At 23.2% G+C, this 17,106-nt stretch carries 15 protein-coding genes, 1 tRNA gene and 1 pseudogene; 7 read left to right on the forward strand and 10 right to left on the reverse strand.

The genetic code is table 11. The annotated features are described in order from the left end of the window. Positions 1–10 precede the first annotated feature (10 nt). Positions 11–1,813 carry an exodeoxyribonuclease V subunit alpha gene (recD, locus tag D9V63_RS02295; protein WP_158369014.1) on the forward strand — a complete coding sequence of 601 codons (1,803 nt, stop codon included), beginning with the start codon at positions 11–13 and terminating at the stop codon, positions 1,811–1,813. A 4-nt stretch (positions 1,814–1,817) separates the two neighbouring features. Here the strand turns inward: recD and argA are convergent, their stop codons facing one another. Together argA and D9V63_RS02305 are read right to left on the reverse strand one after the other, a co-directional pair. Next, complete coding sequence (gene argA / locus D9V63_RS02300) at positions 1,818–3,146, reverse strand: amino-acid N-acetyltransferase (protein WP_158369016.1); 1,329 nt, start codon at positions 3,144–3,146, stop codon at positions 1,818–1,820. 218 nt (positions 3,147–3,364) lie between these two features. Then, a tRNA-Met gene (locus D9V63_RS02305) sits at positions 3,365–3,441 on the reverse strand. A 788-nt stretch (positions 3,442–4,229) separates the two neighbouring features. On the opposite strand from D9V63_RS02305, the gene ribE reads away from it, so the two are divergent. From ribE to nusB, 4 genes and pseudogenes are all read left to right on the forward strand, one after another. After that, positions 4,230–4,709: a 6,7-dimethyl-8-ribityllumazine synthase gene (gene ribE, locus D9V63_RS02310; RefSeq protein ID WP_158369018.1), complete on the forward strand. Its 480-nt coding sequence runs from the start codon at positions 4,230–4,232 to the stop codon at positions 4,707–4,709. 3 nt (positions 4,710–4,712) lie between these two features. Then, a complete protein-coding gene (gene thiL, locus D9V63_RS02315) occupies positions 4,713–5,684 on the forward strand; it encodes a thiamine-phosphate kinase (protein WP_158369020.1) in 972 nt (323 codons plus the stop codon). Positions 5,685–5,731: 47 nt separating this feature from the next. Then, positions 5,732–6,814 (forward strand): annotated as a pseudogene (gene ribD, locus D9V63_RS03165) (bifunctional diaminohydroxyphosphoribosylaminopyrimidine deaminase/5-amino-6-(5-phosphoribosylamino)uracil reductase RibD). Positions 6,815–6,839: 25 nt separating this feature from the next. After that, positions 6,840–7,262, forward strand: a complete 423-nt coding sequence (gene nusB, locus D9V63_RS02330; RefSeq protein WP_187308577.1) for a transcription antitermination factor NusB — start codon at positions 6,840–6,842, stop codon at positions 7,260–7,262. Positions 7,263–7,322: 60 nt separating this feature from the next. On the opposite strand, the gene dxs is transcribed toward nusB, so the two are convergent. The 3 genes from dxs to D9V63_RS02345 are packed head-to-tail and all read right to left on the reverse strand — an operon-like array spanning position 7,323 to position 11,252. Then, complete coding sequence (gene dxs, locus D9V63_RS02335) at positions 7,323–9,083, reverse strand: 1-deoxy-D-xylulose-5-phosphate synthase (protein ID WP_158369026.1); 1,761 nt, start codon at positions 9,081–9,083, stop codon at positions 7,323–7,325. Positions 9,084–9,102: 19 nt separating this feature from the next. Further along, on the reverse strand, positions 9,103–9,987 hold the full coding sequence (locus D9V63_RS02340; RefSeq protein ID WP_158369028.1) for a polyprenyl synthetase family protein: 885 nt from the start codon (positions 9,985–9,987) through the stop codon (positions 9,103–9,105). A 59-nt stretch (positions 9,988–10,046) separates the two neighbouring features. After that, positions 10,047–11,252: an MFS transporter gene (locus D9V63_RS02345; RefSeq protein WP_261979536.1), complete on the reverse strand. Its 1,206-nt coding sequence runs from the start codon at positions 11,250–11,252 to the stop codon at positions 10,047–10,049. 51 nt (positions 11,253–11,303) lie between these two features. Here D9V63_RS02345 and D9V63_RS02350 point away from each other — a divergent pair, with 51 nt between their 5' ends. Continuing rightward, positions 11,304–11,645: a TusE/DsrC/DsvC family sulfur relay protein gene (locus D9V63_RS02350; RefSeq protein ID WP_410051811.1), complete on the forward strand. Its 342-nt coding sequence runs from the start codon at positions 11,304–11,306 to the stop codon at positions 11,643–11,645. 3 nt (positions 11,646–11,648) lie between these two features. Here the strand turns inward: D9V63_RS02350 and cyoE are convergent, their stop codons facing one another. The 5 genes from cyoE to cyoA form a co-directional block, all read right to left on the reverse strand. Beyond that, positions 11,649–12,503 carry a heme o synthase gene (gene cyoE / locus D9V63_RS02355; RefSeq protein WP_158369032.1) on the reverse strand — a complete coding sequence of 285 codons (855 nt, stop codon included), beginning with the start codon at positions 12,501–12,503 and terminating at the stop codon, positions 11,649–11,651. 28 nt (positions 12,504–12,531) lie between these two features. Then, positions 12,532–12,858, reverse strand: a complete 327-nt coding sequence (gene cyoD, locus D9V63_RS02360; RefSeq protein ID WP_158369034.1) for a cytochrome o ubiquinol oxidase subunit IV — start codon at positions 12,856–12,858, stop codon at positions 12,532–12,534. Then, positions 12,858–13,472, reverse strand: a complete 615-nt coding sequence (gene cyoC / locus D9V63_RS02365) for a cytochrome o ubiquinol oxidase subunit III (RefSeq protein WP_158369036.1) — start codon at positions 13,470–13,472, stop codon at positions 12,858–12,860. Before cyoC ends, cyoD begins: the two co-directional genes overlap by 1 nt. Further along, positions 13,469–15,448 (reverse strand): cytochrome o ubiquinol oxidase subunit I, encoded by a 1,980-nt coding sequence (cyoB, locus tag D9V63_RS02370; protein ID WP_158369038.1) that lies wholly within the window; start codon positions 15,446–15,448, stop codon positions 13,469–13,471. The genes cyoC and cyoB overlap by 4 nt, the downstream gene beginning before the upstream one ends. Before the next feature lie 94 nt (positions 15,449–15,542). Continuing rightward, entirely contained in the window at positions 15,543–16,382 is an 840-nt protein-coding gene (cyoA, locus tag D9V63_RS02375) for a ubiquinol oxidase subunit II (protein ID WP_158369040.1), read from the reverse strand. A gap of 280 nt (positions 16,383–16,662) precedes the next feature. On the opposite strand from cyoA, the gene D9V63_RS02380 reads away from it, so the two are divergent. After that, positions 16,663–16,992 carry a BolA family protein gene (locus D9V63_RS02380; protein ID WP_158369042.1) on the forward strand — a complete coding sequence of 110 codons (330 nt, stop codon included), beginning with the start codon at positions 16,663–16,665 and terminating at the stop codon, positions 16,990–16,992. Positions 16,993–17,106: the final 114 nt, after the last annotated feature.

Genomic DNA, 17,106 nt, shown 5'->3' on the forward strand with positions numbered 1-17,106 from the left:
TGTTATTTGTATGAAAAATTTATTAAAAAATTTAGTCAAAAATAAAGTTATACGTATAATTGATTTTATTTTTTCACAATTTATATCTAAAGAAAATAATATTGTTATGTTGGTTGCAGCATGCATAAGTTTTGAAAGCAATAATGGTTATCGTTTTTTATCGCTTAAATATTTTAAAAAAAATAATTTTTTTTCTATTAACAATAAAAAAACTATTAAAAAAATATTATTTATTTTAAACAAAAAAAAAATAAACTGGTCATTAGAATTATCAAACCATCATGCTTTTAGTAATGGAGAAATAATCACGCCTTTAGTCTTTGTTGAAAAAAAAATTTATCTTTATAAAATATGGAAATCTGAAAAAAATATTTTAAAACATTTATATGAAAAAAAAATATATAATACATTAAATTTAAATCATTTTAAATTTTTGCAAGAATTATTTCCTAAAAAAGAATATAATGCTCAAAAAGTAGCTGTAGTATTAAGTTTAATAAATAAAATAATTTTTATCTTAGGTGGACCGGGTACTGGAAAAACTACTACAATAATAAAAATTATTATTGCATTAACAAGATATTCAAAAAAAAATATTACAATACAATTATCAGCGCCAACAGGAAAAGCTACATCACGTTTAACTGCGCTATTACACGATAGTCAGATATTGAATTTATATTCATCTCAAGAAGAAAAAAAACAATTTCTCTTAGAACCTGTAACTGTTCATCAATTGCTAGGTATATCAAAAATATCTGACAAAATTTTTTTTAATAAACAAAATCCTTTGAATGTAGATGTTTTAATTATTGATGAAGTATCTATGATAAATATTTTGATGATGAATAATATTTTATCTGCTATTAAAAAAAATACTAAAGTTATTTTTATCGGAGATCCTAATCAATTATCACCAATAGGTATAGGTTCTATTTTAAAAAAAATTTATAATTATGCTAATTATGGTTATAGTTTAGAAACTATATCTATTTTAAAAAAAATTACACAATACGAAAATTTATATAATAAAGAAAATAAAAATAATACTTTTTCAATAAGTGATAAAATATGTGTTTTAAAGAAGAATTATAGATTTAAAAACAATTCAGAAATCCATATATTATCAACAGCAATTAATCAAAATAAAAAAGAAATTTTTATTAAATTATTTAATAATTTAATGAAAAATATTTTTTTTAATGAAGTTAATTGTACAAGCCAATATGAAAAAATGATAGAAAAAATTATTTGTTATACTCACGAATATTGGGATAAAATAAAACAAAAAAAACATATAAAAGAAATTATAAAAACATTTCAAAAATATCAGATATTATCTATGATTAAAGATGGTATATTTGGAGTAAATAGCATAAATAAAATTTTAGAAAAAGTAATGTACGGAAAAAATATTATTAAAAAATATTTTTATATTAATAATCAAATATGGTATATAGGAAAACCTATTATTATAAACAAAAACAATAAATATTTAAATTTATCTAATGGTGAAATAGGAATTACTAATTTAGATGATCAAAATAAATTACAAGTATGTTTTCTAAAAAATAATAATATACAATGTATTCCCGTTAATTTATTAGAAAACTATACAACTGCTTGGTGTATTACTGTTCATAAATCGCAAGGTTCTGAATTTGATCATATCACACTAATACTTCCAGATAAAAACTTAGGAATATTAAATAAAGAAATTCTTTATACAGCTATCACCAGATCCCGAGAAAAATTAAGTATTTTTTCAAACAAACAAATGTTTATTAAAACAGTAAAAAAACAAAATTTTTAATTTATTAAAATAAGTCTATCATTAAAATTTTAGAACAACGTTGATAATTATACATTTTTTTCTTACTTTCAGGTAACATATCAACATTAACAATGATAAAACCTCTTTCTTGAAACCAATGAATGCTATGTGTAGTCAGTACAAATATTTTTTTTAAATTTATTTTTTTAGCATTTAACTTAATTGTTTTAAGTAACGAATCACCTCTAGAAGAATTACGATAATCAGGATGAACTACAACACAAGCCATTTCACCTAAACTTTCTTTAAAAAAAGGATATAACGCAGCACATGCAATAGTTAAGTTATCACGTTCAATAATTGTAAATTTATCTACTTCCATTTCTAATTGTTCTCTTGATCTACGAACTAAAATTCCCTTTTTTTCTAAAGGTCGAATTAACTCTAAAATTCCTCCAATATCATTAATATTAGCTTGTCTAATTTTTTCCGCAGATTCCATAACTATCTGTGTTCCAATACCGTCGCGAGAAAACAACTCCTGCAATAAAGCTCCATTTTTATGATAACTAATCAAATGACTTCTATTTACGCCATTTTTACAAGCTTTTATAGATCCTTTTAAAAAACGAACTGTTGAAGAAATATCATCTTCATTTTTTTTAAGTTTGTTAATTTTAACATTTATATCATTAGGCAATAATTCTGAAATAGTATTTCCCTGGTCATTAAGAACACCTTGATTACTGCAAAAACCTATCATTTTTTCTGCTTTTAATTTAATACTAACTTGTGTAGCAATATCTTCAGAAGTTAAATTAAAACTTTCTCCTGTAACAGAAACAGCGACAGGACCAATTAAAACTATAGCGCCATTTTTTAATTGACAATCAATAGCTTTTTTATCAATTCTTCTGATACGACCAGTATGAATATAATCTACACCTTCATCGACTCCTAAGGGTTGTGCAATAATAAAATTTCCACTTACAACATTAATATTAGCTCCTTGCAAAGGGGTATTACTTAAGCTCATAGAAAGTCGCGCAGTAATATCGAGTTGTAATCTTCCTGCTGCTTGTTTAACTTGTTCTAAGCATGCTAAATTAGTAATACGTACATATTTGTGATATTTTATTTTTATTTTTTTTTCATTTAAATTTGAATTAATTTGAGGACAAGCTCCATATACCACTATTAATCTAATACCTAAACTATGTAGTAAACCAATATCATTAATAATACCAGAGAAATTTCCATATTTAATCGCTTCACCACTTAACATAATGACAAATGTTTTTCCACGATGAGCGTTAATGTAAGGAACACTATGGCGAAAACCCTGAACTAATTCAGTAGCGCATTCTTTCATGATAATCCTCTTGCTTTTTAACTCGAATATATATATTATTTTTTAGTAGACTAAAATTTATATTGTTTAAAAAAATAAAATAAAATTTATATTAGTAAAAAATAATCAAAGATATCTGTAAACAAAAGTTATTAATTTTTAAAAATATAAATTTTATCATTAAACATGATATAAAATATTATAAAATTTGGAAGATTTTCTTGATGGGTTTTATATTTTGGTTGCGGGGGCTGGATTTGAACCAACGACCTTCGGGTTATGAGCCCGACGAGCTACCAGACTGCTCCACCCCGCTTCAGTCAATAAAGAATACATCTTTAACAAAAAAAATGCAACCTTTTTTTAAAAAATTTTTTTTAAATATGTATTTTTAAAAAATAATAAATATTAAATAATATCACTATAATCAATTGCAACATTTTAAAAGTTAAAAAATAGTACTAAATATAATACTTGTATTTATAATTTTATGTAATAATTATATTTTAAATAAAAGTCAAACAAATTTTATCTTTTAAATAATATTAAAATATAAAATTGTAATAAATTTATTATTAAAATATTTCAAATAAAAAGATAACTTTCATTTATTCAACATATAAAAACCGTTTATAATTTAAAAAATAACGTTCTATGACAAATAAAAGATATATAATGACTGTTTAGAAATGTATTTTCGTCAAACATATTGAGAACTTATGACAAATATATCAACTTAAAAAATAGAAATTCACTTGAAGAAAATAAATCTTTTATCTTTTAAAAGAGACTGAAAAATAAAAATTAAGATTTAATTTTGTACTATTAGTTAGACAGTAATTAATAAGTGTAGAGAAATCTGCAACTAAAAATTAAAATATATTTTTCGTGAAAATAACTTTACTTAATAAGAAAAGTATTTTGTTCAAAAAAATATAAAATGTAATTATTATTTATATTTGATTTATGAAAAATCATTAAATAGAAGTACTTGAATATTTATCAAGGCTTGATAAAAAACGAGTATACAAGAACTTTTTTATTAATACTATAAAAATACTTAAATACTAAAGATAAATCTTAAAAACAACTGAATATTACAAAATGAAAATTATTCAATCAGGCATCATAAATAAAACAGCATCAATTGCAATAATTATTTCTAGATTTAATCAATTTATTAATAATAACTTATTGTCTGGAGCACTCGATACTTTAAAAAGAATAGGCCGAATAAAAGAAGATAATATTTTACAAATATATGTACCTGGAGCTTATGAAATACCTTTAATAGCAAATTATATTTCAAAATATAAAAAATATAATGCTATTATTGTAATAGGAACAATAATCAAAGGCAGCACAGATCATTTTAAATACATTGCAAGTGATACATATAATAATCTTTCAAAAATTAGTATGAAATATTTTATTCCAATTACATTAGGAATATTAACTACAAATAATTTAGAAGAATCTATTGAAAGAGCGGGCTTAAAAATGGGTAATAAGGGTTCCGAAGCAGCATTAGCAGCATTAGAAATGATTAATGTTATAGAAACATTAAAAAAAAATAATGATTAAATTATGAAATATAATGAATTTGAAATTATTTCTAATTTTTTCAATAAGTATCAAAAAAAAGAAAAAAATCTCATTAAAGGTATTGGAGACGATAGCGCATTAATTAAAATACCAAAAAATAATATCCTTGCAATTAGTACTGATACTTTAGTAGAAGGAACACATTTTTTTCAAAACATAGATCCGAAAAATTTAGCATATAAAACAATTGCAGTAAATCTTAGTGACCTAGCTGCTATGGGAGCTCTTCCTAAATGGGTAATATTATCTATTACTATGCCTAAAATAGACGCTACATGGTTAAAATGCTTTAGTAATAACTTCTTTAGAATTTTAAATCAATATAAAATTACACTTATAGGTGGAGATACTAACTGCGGTCCTTTAAGTATTACATTAAGTGTTTATGGATTAATTCAAGGAAAAAAACAATTATTAAGACAAAATGCTAAAGAAGGAGATTTAATATATATTACAGGATCTCTTGGTGATAGCGCTGCTGGTTTTTTTTTACTTCAAAGAAAAAAATATTTTATAAATATAAAAATACGTAATTATTTAATTCAAAAGCATCTTAACCCTATTCCAAGAATTTCTGAAGGGATAATAATAAAAAATTTTGCCAATGCAGCAATAGATATATCAGATGGGTTAGTTTCTGATTTAGGACATATATTAGAAAAAAGTAAATGCGGAGCTAATATCGATTTAAATAAATTACCTATTTCTAATTATTTAATAAATAATTTTAAAAAAAATAATTATTTTGATTGGGCGTTATACTTTGGAGAAGATTATGAATTATGCTTTACAGTTTCTAAAAAAAATATTAATAAATTAAATTTAGCTATTAAAAAACGTTTAATTCAATGCAAACATATTGGATATATTACTTCAAAAGAAAAAGGTTTTAATTTAATAAAAAATAATAAAAAAATTAATTTTAAAAAAACAGGTTTTAATCATTTTAATTGAAAAATAATATTTAAAAAAATTTAGAAAATATGAAAAATATATTTTATATGAAAAGAGCAATACAACTAAGCAAATTAGGAGAATTTACAACTGCTCCAAATCCAAATGTTGGTTGTGTAATTGTTAATAAAAATTATATTGTTGGAGAAGGATGGCATAAAAAATATGGAGATCATCACGCTGAAATTAACGCATTAAGTATGGCAGGAGAAAAAGCGAAGGGAGGAACTGCATACATCACATTAGAACCATGTAATCATTTTGGGAAAACTCCTCCATGCTGTGACGCACTAATTAACGCTGGGATAAAACATGTAATAATTTCAAATTTAGATCCTAATCCGAAAGTATCTGGCAAAGGCATTATGTATCTTAAAAAAAATAATATTTCTGTAGAATTAGGATTATTATCAAAAGAATCTAAAAAATATAATAAAGGTTTTTTTAAACGAATGAAAACTGGTTTTCCATGAATCCAACTTAAATTAGCAATGTCATTAGATGGAAGAATTGCAATGAAAAATGGTGAAAGTAAGTGGATTACTTCTAAATATTCACGCCAAGATGTGCAAATGTTTCGAGCAAAAAGCTCAGCTATTTTAAGCAGTAGTAAAACTATTTTACGTGATAATGCAAAATTAACTGTAAGAAAAGAAGAATTCAATAAAAAAACACTATTTAAATTTCCTGAAAAAGATTTTAATCATCCAATAAGAGTGATTATAGATAGTCGAAATAAAATGCGAAAATCACATCCAATAATGGATACAAAAGATAAAATTTTATTAATTAGATTAAAACCAGATAACGAACTTTGGCCAAAAAATATAAAACAAATTATAACAAAACCGTATAAAAATCAAATTAATATTATTTCTACATTAAAATTTTTGGGAAATTTAGAAATTAATAATTTATGGATAGAAGCTGGTGGGCATTTATCTGGTTCTTTGTTAAAGATGAAATTAATAGATGAAATAATTATATATATTGCACCTAAAATATTAGGGCATGAAGCAAAACCATTATTTTTTTTTAAAAATCATTTAAAATTATTTGAATGTGTTAAATTTAATTTATTACATTTTAAAAAAATAGGACCAGATATAAGATTAATACTAAAACCGTAAAAAAATAAAAAATTAGGTAGATTTTATGATAAATCGATATTTTCGAAGAAAAGCTCGTGCTTGTGCTTTGCAAATGCTTTATTCCTGGGAAATTTCTCAAAATAATATCAAAGAGAATACAATAGAATTTTTAAAAGAAAAAAATAAACGAAATATTGACTTAGAATATTTTTATGATTTAATTTTAGGAGTTACTCATGACTGTAAAAGAATAGATAATTTAATGAAACCATATCTATCTCGATCACTTAAAAAACTAGGACAAATAGAAAAAGCAATTCTTAGAATTTCATTTTATGAACTATATAATAGAAATGATATACCTTACAAAGTATCTATTAATGAAGGTATTGAACTAGCTAAATTATTTGGATCAGAAGATAGTCATAAGTTTATTAACGGAGTTTTAGATAAAGCTGCGTTAAAAATTATCAAAGAAAAAAAATAATATTTTTAGATTTTAAAATCTTGAGTTTTAAAAATTATCTATTAAAAGTATTTTAAAATTTCAACACGATGAAATCCAAGAAAAAATTTTTTTTTCGATTCCTTCAGCGTGTAATTCATAATTATATTTAATTTCATTTCGACTACCTTGAGAAATAAATGTATCTGGAAGTCCAATATTTAATACTGGAACTAAAATTTTTTTTAACATGATAAATTCATTAACTGAACTACCTGCTCCACCAGAAATAATTCCTTCTTCAATAGTAACTAAAAATTGACATTGAGAAGATAACTTTAAAATCATATTTGTATCTAACGGCTTAACAAATCGCATATCAACTAAAGTTGCATTTAAATTATTCGCTGCTAATACAGCAGAATCTAACAAAGTACCAAAATTTAAAATAGCTATTTTATGGCCTACTCTTTTTAAAACAGATTTACCTAGTGGTATTATACGCATGGGCATTAATAATTCCCCGATTCCTTTTCCTTTAGGATATCTAACGACAGTAGGGCCTTTTTTATACATATATGCAGTATATAACATTTGCTTGCATTCGTTTTCATTACTTGGAGTCATGATTACAATTCCAGGTATACATCTTAAATAAGCTAAATCAAATATGCCTTGATGTGTTGGTCCATCATTTTCTACTATTCCACCTCTATCAATGGCGAACAAAACAGATAATTTTTGTAATGCAACATCGTGTATAATTTGATCATAAGAACGCTGTAAAAAAGTAGAATAAATTGCAACAACTGGACTATATCCTGCAGCAGCTAAACCAGCTGCAAAAGTAACTGCATGCTGTTCCGCAATAGCAACATCAAAATATTGATTAGGAAATAAACGAGAAAAATTAGACATACCTGAACCTTCACACATAGCAGGTGTGATAGCTATTAGTTTCTTATCAATGCTTGCTACTTCGCATAACCAAGAACCAAATATTTCTGAATAAGTTGGAATTCGATCAGAAGATAAAGAAGTATTTTTTGGAACTGTATGCCACTTAATAGGATTTAATTCCGCTGGGGGATAACCTTTTCCTTTTTTTGTAATCAAATGCAATAAACAACTACTTTTTTTGTTTTTTATATCTTTTAAAAGGTTAATTAAATTAAAAATATTATGTCCATCATAAGGTCCTAAATACTGAAAAGATAAATTTTCAAAAAATGAATTTTTTAATATATTACTGCATTTAGCACTTTTTAAAATTTTTAAATGTTTATTTAATGCACCTATATTTTTAGAAATAGACATTTCATTATCATTTAATATAACTAGTAAGTCAGATTGTATTATTCCTGCATGATTCATCGCTTCAAATGATATACCAGCAGTTATTGCTCCATCACCAATAACGCAAATAGTTTTTCTATTTTTTCCTTCTTTTTCAGCAGCAATAGATAAACCTAAACCTGCACTAATTGAAGTAGAAGAATGACCAGTACCAAATGTATCATATTGACTTTCTTCGCGAAAAGGAAATGGATGTAAACCATTTTTTTTTCTAATACTAGTAAGTTTTGCTGCTCTTCCAGTTAAAATTTTATGAGGATAGGATTGATGCCCTACATCCCATAGTAAATTATCAAACGGTGTATTATATACATAATGTAAAGCCACTGTAATTTCAACTACACCTAATCCAGATGCACAATGTCCTTCAGTAACAAAAATTATATCTAATAAATATTTTCTTAATTCACAACATAATTGAGGTAATTTTTTTATTGGCAAACATCTTAAATTTTTCACTGAATCAGCTAGGGATAAAATTGGATACTTTTTAATATCAAAATTCATTATGAACTCATTATTAAATTTATTTTGAACGTTGAATTATAAAATTTGTTAATAATTCTAATTTATCGACAATAAAAGATTTTTTTTTAAAAATTTTTAAAATAGACAATGCTTCCTGATACAAAATTTTTATTTTTTTTTGAGATGTTTTTATTCCAATTAAATTTGGATATGTATTATATATATTTTGATTATTTTTTATCTTGTTAATATCTTTTTGAAAATCAAAAATATCATCTTGAATTTGAAAAGCTAAACCAATACAAATAGAAAAACGATCTAATAATGATAAAATTCTTTTAGAAAAAAAATTTGAAGATAAATATGACAATCGAACAGAAGATCTAATTAAAAATGCAGTTTTATATAAATTAATTTTTTCCAATTCACTAACATTCAATTTTTTTATATCTTTTTGCAAATCTAATGTTTGTCCTATGCACATACCAGAAATGCCAATGGAATGAGATAATTCAGAAATTATTTTTATACGCTTTCTGTCAGAAACTCCAGGCATAATATATGTAGATAAAATATTAAACGCTAAACTTTGTAATGCATCTCCAGCAAGTATAGAAAAACTTTCGCCATATTTTATATGACAAGAAACATTTCCTCTTCGAAAAGAATCATTATCGATACATGGCAAATCATCATGAATTAAAGAGTATGCGTGGATTAATTCAATAGATATAGATATTGCATCTAGCGTAATGATATTAACTTTAAACATTTCTCCAACAATATAAACTAAACATGCACGTAATCTTTTACCTCCTATCAATGTTCCATATTTCATAGATTTTAAAAGAATCGAATTCTGAAAAGGTAAATTATTAAACATATCAAGTAGTTTTTTATTTATACGATTTTGATAAAAATCATAAAAATTATAAACATTCACATCTAAATACCCATAAAATGAAAAACGATATAAAAATCCTATCAATTATACTATAAATATTATTTTCTACAAAAACAATTAAAAATAAACCATATAAAAACTAAAAAAACTTCAAACAAAAAAATATGTGAAATATGTAAAAAAGTATACAACCATCCATTTAAAATGCCACCTAAAGATATCCCTAGATATTGACTAGTAGAATAAATACTCATAATACTGCCTTTATAAATATTGCCTTGATAATCATTAATAGATATGTTTTGACTTAAAAATGATGGAAGAAATACTTCTAGTATATTAAAAGCAATAAAAAAAATCTGTAAAGACAATATTAAATATATTACATGATTATATAAAAAAAACAAAAATAACGATGACAAAAAAATCAAGAAAACACATATTTCAATAATATTTTTTAAATGAGCATTAAACTTAGCATAAAAAATTATCAAATATAAAATAAAAAAAGAAATTACTATTGTAGTTAAATAAACAATCCAGTGATAATTTAATATAAGTCCAGAAATCTCTAATTGATGAGGTATTATTAAAAAATGCATTGTTAATAAAAAATGCAAAAAAAATATGCTAAAATAAAATCTACAAAAACTTATATTAAATAAATATTTAATATTTTTACCATAAAAAAATTTTATATCTTTTTTTAATTTTTTTTCTTGATTATTTTGGTTTGTATAAGAAGGAACTATAAAAAGAACAATTAAAATACAAATAATTGAAAATATAGAAGAAAACCAAAAAATAAACGAAAAACCAAATTTCTCAATAACCAATGAACCAAAAAGAATCGAAATTAAAAAAGAGACAGCAAAACTTGCACCTATAGCAGAAATAGATTTAATACGATTTTCTTTTCTTATTAGATCAGATAATAATGCGATAGAAACACCAGAAATAGCTCCAGAACCTTGTACAGCTCTTCCAACTATCAATCCCCAAATAGAATTTGTATTTGCAGCTATAATACTACCGATTAAAAAAACACAAAGACCGAATATAATAATTTTTTTCCGACCAAATTTATCAGATAAAATACCAAATGGAATTTGAAATATCATTTGAGAAAAAGCATAAACACTAACAGATAATCCAATTAAGAATTTGTTTCCGTCATTTAAATCCAATCCATATTTACTTAATACTGGAAGAATACCAAAAACACCTAACATACGTAATAAAAAAATAATACAAAAACTTAATGTTACTTGTAATTCAAAAAAATTCATTTTATAATTATTCATTTTACACCAAATATTTTTAAAAAAAATTTTATATTATAAAAAATTATGTTATTGAAAAAAAATACCAAAAAATATCTAAATTACGAAGCAATAGAAAAAGATTTAGAAGGATATCTAAAAAATAATAAAGATTGGAATGTTTTTCTCGCAGAAGAAATTGCAAAACAAGAAAAAATTATACTTACCAAAAGTCATTGGGAAATAATATATTTTATAAGAAAATTTTATTTTAAATATAATATCGCGCCATCTATGCGAATGTTAATATGTGGAATTAAAAAAAAATTAGGTAAAAAAATTCATAGTGTTTATTTATTTCAATTATTTCCTAAAGGCCCAGCAAAGCAAGCTAGTAAAATAGCTGGAATACCGAAACCTTCACAATGTTTATAAAAACTATTTAAATTGAAAATCAATTGCAATCAAAAAATTAAAACATACAACTATTATAATAGATAAATAAAATATTTGCTTAGAAAGCTTTAAATTATCCTTTGTTTTGATATTTAAATAAGATATATACAACCAATAGAAATTTAAAAGAGAAATTAAAACAAGAAAAATATAACTAAGATAACCTAACAAAGTTAATATAAAATTAAATATAATAAAACACATTATATAATAAAAGATGTGCTGTTTGGTTTTTAAAACACCTTTTACTATGGAAAAAAGACGCAAATTTGCATTTCTATAATCTTCTATATACACAATAGAAATAGCATAAAAGTGAGACATTTGCCAAAATATAAACACAATAAACAATAAAACAGCAACTAAACTAATAGTATTATTAACAGCAGTATAACCAATTAACGATGGAATTGATCCTGAAAAACTTCCAATAAAAGTAGAATATATTGATGTTCTTTTTAAGAATGTGTAAATAAAAACATAAATAATAAACCCTATTATTGATAAGAACATTGATAAATAATTTACTAAAAAACCTAATATAAATATACCTACAAAACCTATAATAATTCCAAAAATATAAGCTGACATAGGTCGAAGTAATTTTTTTACTAAAGCTCTATTTTTCGTCCTATACATTTTAGAATCTATTTCTATATCAATTAAATTATTAAACACACAACTAGATGCAATAATTAAAGATGTTCCTACAAGAGTAGATATAAATAAAAAAAAATTAAAATAAAAACGAGATGAAAATAAAAAACTTCCTATAATTAAAACCATGTTTCCTAGAATAATTCGAGGTTTTATAATTTCTAAATAATGTTTCAACATATAAATAAATATATTTTTAAGTGATTTGTCATGTCATAACATGATGATTTAAATTAAACATAATCCAAATAGAACCAAAAACTACAATAAATATAATAATTAAAATAAATAATAAAGATATTAAATACCAATGATTTTTTGAAATATTATTTAAATGTAAAAAATATATGAAATGTATAATAATTTGAAAAAAAGCACAAAATAAAATAATTAATTGACTAATTTTATAAGAAAAAAAATGATTTTTAGCAATTAAAAACGGAATTATAGTTAATAATATAGAAGATAAAAAACTAAATATATAAGATTGTACTTTTTTATTAAAATAAAGTTTTAATTTAAGATATTTACTCATTAAACTACTCCATTTAAATAAACAAAAGTAAAAATACAAACCCATATAATATCTAAAAAATGCCAAAATAAACTAAAGCATAATATTCTAATTTTAATAGTATCAGTTAAACCTAATTTAAAAATCTGATAAATAATTGATAATATTAAAACTAAACCAAAAATAATATGAATACCATGTGTTCCTATAATCGTAAAAAAAATAGAAAAAAAAGCATGTTTATTTGGTGTATAATTTTCTATCAACAAATTATAAAATTCATTAATTTCTATTATAAGAAAGATAATACCTAAAAAGAAGGTAATCATAAAATAAAAATAAAGCATTTTTATATTTTTTTTATTTTGTTCTATAGTTAACATAGCGCATGTTAATGAACTTAATAATAAAACACATGTTTCAAAAAAAACAGAAGACAAATTAAAAAACTTATGGTTAATAAAATTTTTAGGTAAATTATTAAAAATGATTGCATATACAGCAAATAAAACAGCAAACATAATGCAATCACTCATTAAATATATCCATACTCCAAATAATTTATTACTTTTCGGACTATATTGTTGTGTATTAAAAAAAGGATATAATATTTGATTTTGTATTTTTTTTATCATTTTAAACCTGCTTTTCTCATATTTAAAAATTTTTGATTTTCTATTTCTTTAATTTCTTTTATAGAAACCAAATAATCATCATCTTCGTTAATACTTTTTTGAACTAAACTTAAAATTATAATAAGAAAAGATAAAACACATAACCAAGAAATATGCCAAACAGCAGAAAAACCGAATATTAAAGATAAAAATCCAATTAACAATCCTAATTTAGTATTTTTCGGCATATGAATTTCATGATAATTAATATTTGTTATATTTTTATTTTGTTTTTTTGTTTCCCAAAAATCATCTTTGTTTTGAACATAAGGAATAATAGCAAAATTATATAAAGGCGCAGGCGAAGAAGTAGACCATTCTAAAGTTCTACCATCCCATGGATCACCTGTGACATCTAAATTATCATGACGATGTTTTATTGAAACAATAAATTGTATTATTTGACAAATCATACCTATACCAATAAAAACAGCTCCAATAGCTGCAATACATAATAAAAAATGAAATTCTACATCAATGTTTTGACTTAAACGACGAGTCATACCCATAAAGCCTAAAAAATACAAAGGCATAAAAGCAGTGAAAAAACCTATTATCCAAAACCAAAATGCACGTTTACCCCAAGTTTCGTTTAATATGAAACCAAATAATTTTGGAAACCAGTAATTAATTCCAGCAAAACAACCAAAAACAACACCACCAATTATAACATTATGAAAATGAGCAACTAAAAATACACTATTGTGCAAAATAAAATCAGCGGGAGGAATAGATAATAATACACCAGTCATTCCACCAATAGAAAAAGTTAATAAAAAACCGATTGTCCATAACATTGAGGAATGCATATAAATACGACCTTGATACATAGTAAATAACCAATTAAAAATTTTTACTCCAGTAGGAATTGCTATAATCATTGTAGTAATTCCAAAAAAAGCATTAACATTCGATCCTGCTCCCATAGTAAAAAAATGATGTAACCAAACAATAAAAGATAAAATAGTAATAGCTAAAGTAGCCCATACCAAAGAAACATATCCAAATAAACGTTTTTTAGAAAAAGTAGCTACTACTTCTGAAAAGATACCAAATACTGGGAGAACTAAAATATATACTTCTGGATGTCCCCAAATCCATATTAAATTAACATACATCATAGCATTTCCACCAAAATCATTAGTGAAAAAATGAAAATTAAAATAACGATCTAGAGTTAATAACAAAAGAGTAACGGTTAATACTGGGAAAGATATTACTATTAATATATTTGTGCATAAAGATGCCCAAGTAAAAACAGGCATTTTAAAAAAATTCATCCCAGGAGCTCTCATTTGTAGAATAGTTACTAAAAAATTAATTCCTGTTAAAGTTGTTCCAATTCCAGAAATTTGAAGACTCCAAATCCAATAATCTACTCCAACTCCAGGGCTATATTTAATACCAGATAAAGGTGGATACGCTAACCATCCAGTTTGTGCAAATTCACCAACTCCTAAAGAAATAGTTAATAATATAGCACTACTTACATTTAACCAAAAACTTAAACTATTAAGAAAAGGAAAAGCTATATCACGAGCTCCAATTTGCAATGGAACTACTAAATTCATTAATCCAATTACAAGAGGCATTGCTACAAAAAAAATCATTATCACACCATGTGCTGTAAATATTTGATCATAATGATGTGCAGGTAAAAAACCATTACTACCTGAAGATGATATTACTTGTTGAGCACGCATTAATATCGCATCTACAAATCCTCTAAATAACATAACAAAAGCTAATATTCCATACATAATAGCTATTTTTTTATGATCAACAGTAGTAAACCATTCAGACCATAAATATTTCCATTTTTTATAATAAGTAATACCTGAAATTAAAGACAATCCAATTAATATAATAAAAGTATAAGTAACCATTATAATAGGTTCATTATAAGGAATTGCATTTAATGTTAATTTTCCAAACATATTTTAATTCTCCTAGAATGATGAAAGAATTATATTCATATTTAATACTTATTTTCATATTTAATACTTATTTAAAAAAATATATTTTAAAAAATTAATAAAATATTTTATCAAATAGTGTTTTATCTACATTAGAAAAATATTCTACATAATGATTTTCATTAGGCAAAGATACTTTATTAAACATTTTTACAGTACTTAACTTTTTTGGAGAATTTTTTATTTTGTTAATCCAATTGATAAACATTTTTTTATTTGGTAATGAAATTGCAGTAAATTTCATATTAGAAAAACCTTTACCGCTATAATTTGAAGATATTCCTTTATATGTTCCTGAATCATTAGAAATTAGATTTAATTTTGTTACCATTCCAGGCATAGCATATATTTGACTTCCGAGAGAAGGAATAAAAAAAGAATTCATAACAGAGTTAGAAGTTATACTAAAAACCACTGGTGTATTTGTAGGAAATGCTATTTCGTTAATACTTGCTATATTATAATCTGGATAAATAAACAACCATCTCCAATCTAATGCAATAACATTTATTTTTATAGGATTATATTCAGATGATATAGGTTTTTTAGGGTCTAATATATGACAATAGTTCCATGTTAAAAATGCTAAAAAAGAAATTATTAAAATAGGTATAATCCATACTATTATTTCTATTCTTTTAGAGTCAGACCAGTTTGGTTTATATATTTGATTTACATTAGAAGAACGATATTTAACTGAAAAATATATTGTCATAAAAAATACAGGTATAATAACAAACAACATCATTATAAATGATATGAAAATTAATGAATATTCTTGTTTGGCAATTATGCCATGTGAAGTTAATAATACGTTATTACAACTATTTAATACAAAAATAATCGAAGTTAATAATAATATCTTAAAAAATTTATTAAAATTTGCATATATCATTTTTCAAACCTCAAATTTAATATTTATGAATTAAAATGTTAATAATTATTTTTAATTGCTTGTAAATCTTATATTGCAAAAAAGTAATAATTTTTGAAAGAATTGAATTATTTCTCAAAAATTGATAAAATTTAAAATAAAAATATGTTTTATATAAGTATTTTATTATTTAAACAGAATTGTTGATTTATAGAAATTATTTTAGAATAGTTTTACAAAATCTAATATAAAAATTTTTAAAACTATTTTTTTATATTAATTAGGATATACAATTAATCTTATGTGTTTAGAAAAAATAAAAAATTATTTAATATCAAAAATGAACATAAGTAATATTGAAATTTATAATAACAGTAAATTTCACAAACACGATAACAATACTCTTACACATTTAAAAATCATTATTATTAGCGATGATTTTAATAATAAACAAAAAATTAATAGACATCGTTTAATATTTCAAAGATTAAATGAAGTATATAAAAAAAATATATATTCAATTACATTATATACTTATACTTTATACGAATGGAAACATAAAAAACATAAAAATAATAATTTTTTACAATGCTTTCAAAAAGATAATAAAAACAAAAATTTTAATTTTTAAATTAAAAAATTAAAAATTTTATTATTTGCAAGATATTTAAAATAGTTTATTCAATTTAACAACCATTAAAGAGTAATATCTAAAATGGACTGATAAATGTAATAGTTTAAGGTA

The organism is Buchnera aphidicola (Aphis nasturtii) (assembly GCF_005083345.1).
GTDB classification, from domain to species: Bacteria; Pseudomonadota; Gammaproteobacteria; order Enterobacterales; family Enterobacteriaceae; genus Buchnera; species Buchnera aphidicola_R.

Bases quoted from the DNA above. Each gene is read 5' to 3' on its own strand.
- cyoA (WP_158369040.1), bottom strand. From the start codon at position 16,382: ATGATATATGCAAATTTTAATAAATTTTTTAAGATATTATTATTAACT.
- argA (WP_158369016.1), bottom strand. From the start codon at position 3,146: ATGAAAGAATGCGCTACTGAATTAGTTCAGGGTTTTCGCCATAGTGTT.
- D9V63_RS02345 (WP_261979536.1), bottom strand. From the start codon at position 11,252: ATGAATAATTATAAAATGAATTTTTTTGAATTACAAGTAACATTAAGT.
- cyoB (WP_158369038.1), bottom strand. From the start codon at position 15,448: ATGTTTGGAAAATTAACATTAAATGCAATTCCTTATAATGAACCTATT.
- cyoD (WP_158369034.1), bottom strand. From the start codon at position 12,858: ATGAGTAAATATCTTAAATTAAAACTTTATTTTAATAAAAAAGTACAA.
- D9V63_RS02380 (WP_158369042.1), top strand. From the start codon at position 16,663: ATGTGTTTAGAAAAAATAAAAAATTATTTAATATCAAAAATGAACATA.
- cyoE (WP_158369032.1), bottom strand. From the start codon at position 12,503: ATGTTGAAACATTATTTAGAAATTATAAAACCTCGAATTATTCTAGGA.
- cyoC (WP_158369036.1), bottom strand. From the start codon at position 13,472: ATGATAAAAAAAATACAAAATCAAATATTATATCCTTTTTTTAATACA.
- thiL (WP_158369020.1), top strand. From the start codon at position 4,713: ATGAAATATAATGAATTTGAAATTATTTCTAATTTTTTCAATAAGTAT.
- dxs (WP_158369026.1), bottom strand. From the start codon at position 9,083: ATGAATTTTGATATTAAAAAGTATCCAATTTTATCCCTAGCTGATTCA.
- nusB (WP_187308577.1), top strand. From the start codon at position 6,840: ATGATAAATCGATATTTTCGAAGAAAAGCTCGTGCTTGTGCTTTGCAA.
- ribE (WP_158369018.1), top strand. From the start codon at position 4,230: ATGAAAATTATTCAATCAGGCATCATAAATAAAACAGCATCAATTGCA.
- recD (WP_158369014.1), top strand. From the start codon at position 11: ATGAAAAATTTATTAAAAAATTTAGTCAAAAATAAAGTTATACGTATA.